At 69.5% G+C, this 6206-nt stretch carries 4 protein-coding genes; 3 read left to right on the top strand and 1 reads right to left on the bottom strand.

Annotated features, from left to right (window positions below):
* Window positions 1–363: 363 nt before the first annotated feature.
* The 3 genes from H0X00_RS20525 to H0X00_RS20515 all read left to right on the top strand — a co-directional run bounded on the left by H0X00_RS20525 (window position 364) and on the right by H0X00_RS20515 (window position 4663).
* Complete coding sequence (locus tag H0X00_RS20525) at window positions 364–2085, top strand: alpha/beta fold hydrolase (RefSeq protein WP_293774373.1); 1722 nt, start codon at window positions 364–366, stop codon at window positions 2083–2085.
* Window positions 2082–2888 carry an alpha/beta fold hydrolase gene (locus H0X00_RS20520; protein WP_293774371.1) on the top strand — a complete coding sequence of 269 codons (807 nt, stop codon included), beginning with the start codon at window positions 2082–2084 and terminating at the stop codon, window positions 2886–2888. Before H0X00_RS20525 ends, H0X00_RS20520 begins: the two co-directional genes overlap by 4 nt.
* Before the next feature lie 101 nt (window positions 2889–2989).
* Window positions 2990–4663: an alpha/beta fold hydrolase gene (locus H0X00_RS20515; RefSeq protein WP_293774370.1), complete on the top strand. Its 1674-nt coding sequence runs from the start codon at window positions 2990–2992 to the stop codon at window positions 4661–4663.
* Between the two features lie 70 nt (window positions 4664–4733).
* On the opposite strand, the gene H0X00_RS20510 is transcribed toward H0X00_RS20515, so the two are convergent.
* Window positions 4734–6197: an ABC transporter substrate-binding protein gene (locus tag H0X00_RS20510; RefSeq protein WP_293774375.1), complete on the bottom strand. Its 1464-nt coding sequence runs from the start codon at window positions 6195–6197 to the stop codon at window positions 4734–4736.
* Between the last annotated feature and the right edge of the window lie 9 nt (window positions 6198–6206).

Here is a 6206-nt window from a genome sequence, read left to right as displayed (position 1 = left end):
CCTGCAGCAGGGCCTGGTGGGCCAGCGAGTCGGCCAGCCGGGCCCGGCGGCGCCGGCTCAGCGAGGGCGGCAGCGCCGCGTAGGCGAGCCGTCGCATCGGGATCAGGGCGTCGGGCGTGACTCCTCCGGACGGCGTCACACCGTCGGCGGGAAGACCGCTGGACATGGACCACACCCCGAACCAAAGGACCACCGTGAAGACGCGCCGCTTCGCGCCTGTCCTGTTATAGAAGCAGGGGTTTGCAACGGCCCGCTCAAAGCGGACCAAAAGCTGATTCGCCCACCCATGTTAAAGATGCACGCCTCTGGTTAGAGTTCGGCACACCTGAGCACGAAACCCCCTGTCCCGGAGGTGATCGTGGAATGAGCGCTCGCAATGGCTCCAGCCGGACTGCGCCCGGCCGGACGGACGAGGCTGTCGAGGTCGGCGTGCCGTTCGACCTGCTGCTCAGCCGCGCGACCGAGGGCTCGTGGCGCAATCTGGTGCCGGCCCCGAAGTCCACGCTGGCCCTGGCCGGCGCCCTGGTCCGGCGGCCACAGAACGTGGTCGGCCGTAGCCGGGCCCTGACCTCGGAGCTGGCGAAGGTGGTCGCGGGCCGCTCCGAGCTGTCCCCGCACCCCAAGGACGCCCGCTACGCCCACCCCGCGTGGTCGGACAACCCGATCCTGCGCCGGGCTGTCCAGGCCCACCTGGCCCTGTCCGCCTCCGCCGAGAAGTTGGTGGCCGAGGCCCGGCTGGACGAGAGCAGCGAGCACCGGGTCACGCTCACCGTGGGCAACCTGCTCGATGCCACCGCGCCCAGCAACAACCTGCTGCTGAACCCGGCCGCCCTGCGCACCGCAGTGGACACCCGCGGCGCCAGCCTGGTGCGCGGCGCCCGCCACCTCGCGCGCGACCTGTCCTCCCCGCCGCGGGTTCCGCGGATGGTGGAGCCGGACGCGTTCGAGGTCGGGGTCACGGTCGCGGCCACTCCCGGCGGCGTGGTCGACCGCACCGCGGTCTACGAGCTGGTCCAGTACACGGCGACCACCCCGACCGTCCGTCAGATCCCGCTGCTGCTGGTGCCGCCGGTGATCAACAAGTTCTACGTCGGCGACATGGCGCCCGGCCGCAGCCTGATCGAGTTCCTGGTCGCCCAGGGCCACCAGGTGTTCGTGATGTCCTGGCGCAACCCCGACGTCCGGCACTCGGCCTGGAACCTCGACACCTACGGTGACGCGATCGACGGGGCGCTGGACACGGTCCGGCGGATCTGCCGCAGCGAAAGCGCCTCGATGCTCTCGTTCTGCTCCGGCGGGATCCTGAGCGCGATGGTGCTGGCGCACCTCGCCGACACCGGCCGCCTCGCCAAGGTCTCCTCCGCGGCGTGGTCGGTGACCGTGCTCGACCAGTCCCGTTCCGGCGTGGCCGGGGCGCTGCTCACACCGGCGGCCGCCGAGGCCGCAGCCCGCTCCTCGGCCGCGCAAGGTTACCTGGACGGCCGGGTGCTGGCCGAGGTGTTCGCCTGGCTGCGCCCGCGGGACCTGATCTGGAACTACTGGGTCGACAGCTACCTGATGGGCAAGTCCCCGCGCCCGTTCGACGTGCTGTTCTGGAACGCCGACACCACCCGGATGGCGGCGGCGCTGCACAAGGACTTCCTGGACATGGCGCAGTCGAATTCGCTGGTTCATCCGGGACAGGCCCGCATGCTCGGTTCCCCGGTCGATCTCGGCAAGGTGGACATCGACACCTACATCACCGGCGGCATCAACGACCACCTGTGCCCGTGGGAGTCCACCTACGCGAGCACCCAACTGCTGGGAGGCAACAGCCGCTTCGTGCTCTCCAGTGCCGGGCACGTCGCCTCGATCGTCAACCCGCCCAGCAACCCCAAAGCAACCTTCCGAATCGCGGACAGCACGCCCGCGGACGCGCATGATTGGTTGAAAGCGGCCGAAACCGTCAAGGGATCGTGGTGGCCGGACTACAGCGCGTGGCTGCACGAGCGTGGAGGTGATCTGGTGGAAGCACCCGTGGGCCCCGGCGGGGCCGAGTACCCCGTGATCGCTGCTGCCCCCGGAACCTACGTGCTCGCCACGTGAGGGAGCCACAGATCGCCGTCCTCGACATCGGACGACGGCTCGAGGTCACGCACTGGCCCGGTGCGCCCGGGCGCGTCCCGTTGCTGCTGTGCTCCGGGATCGGCTCCTCCTCGTCCCTGTTCGACGCGCTCATCGAGCACCTCGATCCGGCGCGTCCGCTGATCGCGGTGAACCCGCCCGGTCTCGGCGCCTCGCCGGCGCCGAAGGCCCCCTACGTCATGCACACCCTCGCTCGGTCGCTTCGGCTGACGATGGATCAGCTCGGCTACGACCGCGCCGATATCCTCGGCATCTCCTGGGGAGGTGTGCTCGCGCAGCAGTTCGCGTTCCAGAACCCCCGTCGCTGCCGGCGCGTCGTCCTGGTGGCGACGTCGACGGGGTGGCTGGGCTTCCCGCCGCGGCTGCGCACCCTGGTCCGGATGGCTACGCCGCGCAGGCACCGCGACCCCGCCTACGCCCGCCAGATCGCCGGCGACCTCTACGGCGGCAGCGCCCGCGCCGACCCGGGCGGGGTCGTCGACCTGCTGCACAGTGCGCCCAGTGCGACCCCGGTGCGCAGCTACCTGTACCAACTCGGCGCGGGTACCGGCTGGACGAGCGTGCCCGCGCTGCGCATGGTCCGGCAGCCCTGTCTCGTGCTGGCCGGTGACGACGATCCGATCATCCGCACCACGAACGCGCGTGTGATGGCCCGCCTGCTGCCGAACGCGCGCCTCCACCTCTACCCGGGCGGACACCTCGCGCTGTTGTCCCACGCGGCCGAGCTCGCCCCGGTTTTCGAGAGATTTCTGGACGAGGAGTGAAAACACAGCGGCCTGACTATGGCCCCGAGATCTGGGTACCTGGTGTGATGGCGGTCACGTCATTCGCGTGACCCCGGATCGTCGGAGGAGGACCCAGTCCCGTGGCCGTCACCGATCTCTCCTCCGGTGACCTGACGCCCGCGCTCGACGCCGTTCAAGGCGCGGAGGACGCGGGCTCGATCGACCTCCGGGCGGCGGTGACCTCGCTGGGCCGCGCCGCCCTGGGGTCCGGACGGCTGATCCGCAGCGGGGCCGGGTTCGGCGTCGAGGCGGCGAAGGCGCTGGCCGGGCGTTCGGACCTGGCGCCGGCCAAGGGAGACCGCCGCTTCGCCGACCCGACCTGGGTGGACCACCCCGGTTACCGGCGGGTGAAGCAGGTCTATCTGGCGTTCTCGAAGGCCATGGACGACCTGGTGTCCGACGCTGACCTGGAGTGGCGGAGCAAGGAGCGCGCACGTTTCGCGGCCGGCATCCTGACCTCCTCGCTGGCCCCGACGAACACGCTGATCGGGAACCCGGCGGCGATCAAACGCGCCATGGAGACCGCGGGCGGGAGCCTGGGCACCGGCACCCGGCACTTCGTCGACGATTTGCTGCACAACGGGGGGATGCCCCGGCAGGTGGACGCCTCGAATCTGATCGTGGGTCAGAACATGGCGGTCACACCCGGTGCCGTGGTGCGCCGGACCGAGGTCATGGAGCTGATCCAGTACACGCCCACCACTCCCCAGGTGCACGCGAAGCCCCTGGTGATCGTGCCGCCGGAGATCAACAAGTACTACTTCCTGGACCTGGCTCCGGGGCGCAGCTTGGTGGAGTTCGCGCTCAGCCAAGGGCTGCAGGTCTTCATCATCTCCTGGCGCAATCCCCACGTCGAGCACGCCGGATGGGACCTGGACACCTACGCCGGCGCGGTGGTGACGGCCATCGACACCGCGCGGGAGATCAGCGGGAGCGACGACGTCGTGACCCTCGGCATGTGCGCGGGCGGGATCACCATGGCGACCGTGCTGTCCTACCTCGCGGCCACCGGCTCGGAGAAGGTGGCGGCGGCCGGGTTCGGAGTAACGCTGATCGACTGGAACATCCCGTCCCCGGTCGGCGCGTTCCAGTCGGGCCGGCTGTTGAACGTGGCGCGTCGCAAGTCCCGCTCCGCCGGTGTGCTGGATGCCCGCTCTCTGGGGTCGGTGTTCACCTGGATGCGGCCCAACGACCTCGTCTGGAACTACTGGGTCAACAACTATCTGATGGGCCGTAAGCCCCCGGCGTTCGACATCCTGGCCTGGAACGCTGACAAGACGAACCTGCCGAGCGCGCTACATCAGCAGTTCCTCGACATGTTCGAGCGGAACCGGCTGGTGCAGCCGGGCGGGCTCACCGTGCTCGGCGAGCCGTTCGACATGTCCTCGATCAAGATGGACACCTACGTCGTCGGTGGCCTCTCGGACCATCTGACGCCGTGGCAGGGCTGCTATCGCGCCACCCAGCTGGTGGGTGGGCACTCCACGTTCGTCCTCTCGCCGACCGGGCACATCCAGACCCCGGTGTCGCCGCCCTCGCCGAAGGCCTACCACTTCACCGGCCCGCAGCCCGGCGCCGACCCGGAGGCCTGGCGCGCGCAGGCGACGCGCCAGGAGGGCACCTGGTGGAACCACTGGGCCGAGTGGACGACGTCCCGTGCCGGGGATCTCCTGGGCGCACCCGAGACCCTGGGCAGCGCGGCGCACCCGCCGCTGGTGGCTGCGCCCGGAACCTATGTCTTCGAAGGACCCTGAGGGGTTGCGCTGTTGTCCCACGCCGCCGAGTTGGCCCCGGTGATCGAGGCGTTCCTCGACGAGGCGTGACCTACCTGTTCGTGTAGATCACGAACTGGTCCGGGTCCGGCTGGAAGCCGGACGGCGTGCCGTTCGGGTCCGAGACCGTGTTCGCGGACGTGTACTTGTACATGTACTCGCGGCCCTGGCCCATCTCCGGATTCCAGTTCTGGCCGTACCGCTCCGTCGGCGTCCAGGAGAAGCGCTGATCCAGTGAGGCGTCGGCCGAGTAGACCTCGCCGTTGCTCAGCTGCGCCATCAGGCGCTCACGGGTCAGGTTCGGCCCGACGGCCGTGGCCGCCTGCTCGAAGATCAGGGCGCCGGTGTAGCTGGCCTGGACGATGTGGTGGTTCAGGCCCTTGTTGCCGCGCGCGTACTTGTTCATCACCGCCATGAACTCCGGACCCCACAACTTGTAGGTCGTGTTCGTCCAGTAGCGGTTCACCGGGTGCGACCCGAACAGCGAGCCCAGCACCTCGGCGGCCAGGTGGTTACCGGAGATGCCCTTGCTCGGGTAGTAGCCCTGCTGCGCGGCCTCGACCATGAACTTCACCATGGTCGCCGGGTTGATCACGTAGTGGACGATGTGCTCGGGGTTGGCCGCGCGCATCGACAGGATCTGCGCCGACATGGAGGTCTCGGAGATCCCGACGTCGAGCTTCTTGACCATCTTGCTGCCGGAGGCGTCGAGGATCTTCGCCGCCGCGTTGCAGGAGAGCTGCATCTCCGGGCTGGCCAGGCAGACCAGGGCGTAGGTCTTCGGCTTGATCACGTTCTTCACCCACTGAGCGCCGGCCATCGCCTCGTGGATCATCGACATGTGGGTGGGGAACATGTACGAGTCCTGCCACTCGGTCTGGGAGTAGGCCCAGGTGCCGATGGCCGGGATTCGGTACTGCGCCAGGTCGGCGTGGACCGAGGCCGACGCCCAACTGGAGTAGCCGAGGAAGGCGAAGACCTTGTCCTGGGTGACGAGCTTCTTGATGCAGGACTTCGACCGCGACACCTCGCCGGGGCCGTCGTCGCAGTCGACGAGGGACAGCCGCCGGCCGAGCACGCCGCCGCGGTCGTTGATCGAGGCGAAGGTGGCCCTCACGCCGTTGACCAACGGGGTGGCGAGCACGTTGCCCAGCGCCATGCCGTGCATGGTCACGGTGCCCATCTTGATGGCGTCCGGCGAGACCCCGACGTCGGTCACGCCGCCCTTGGCCGCGGCGATCTTGGCGTTCGCCTTCTTCGAGGTCGTCACGCCTTCGTAGCTGTTGGCGGCCCGGAGCGCGGTCACCTGCTCCTTGGTCTGGGTGACCGGCGCCCTCTCCGTACTGGCGACGGCCTTCGCGTCCGCCTGCGCGTCGGCCACCGCCGCGGTCAGCGCCTTCGTCGCCTTGTCGCCCGCGCCCGCTCCGCCGCGCTTGTCGGCCTGGGCGTCGAGGTAGTCGGCGACGGCGCGGACCAGGTCGGCCGTGGCCTCGGTCTGGTCCTGCGGATTGGCCAGGGTGTCGCC

Source organism: Sporichthya sp., from assembly GCF_013815995.1.
Taxonomy (GTDB): domain Bacteria; phylum Actinomycetota; class Actinomycetes; order Sporichthyales; family Sporichthyaceae; genus Sporichthya.
Note: the sequence above shows the minus strand (reverse complement) of the source record. Positions and strands in the feature narration are given on the sequence as shown.

Coding starts and splice junctions, on each gene's coding strand:
- H0X00_RS20525 (WP_293774373.1), top strand. CDS start 364: ATGAGCGCTCGCAATGGCTCCAGCCGGACTGCGCCCGGCCGGACGGAC.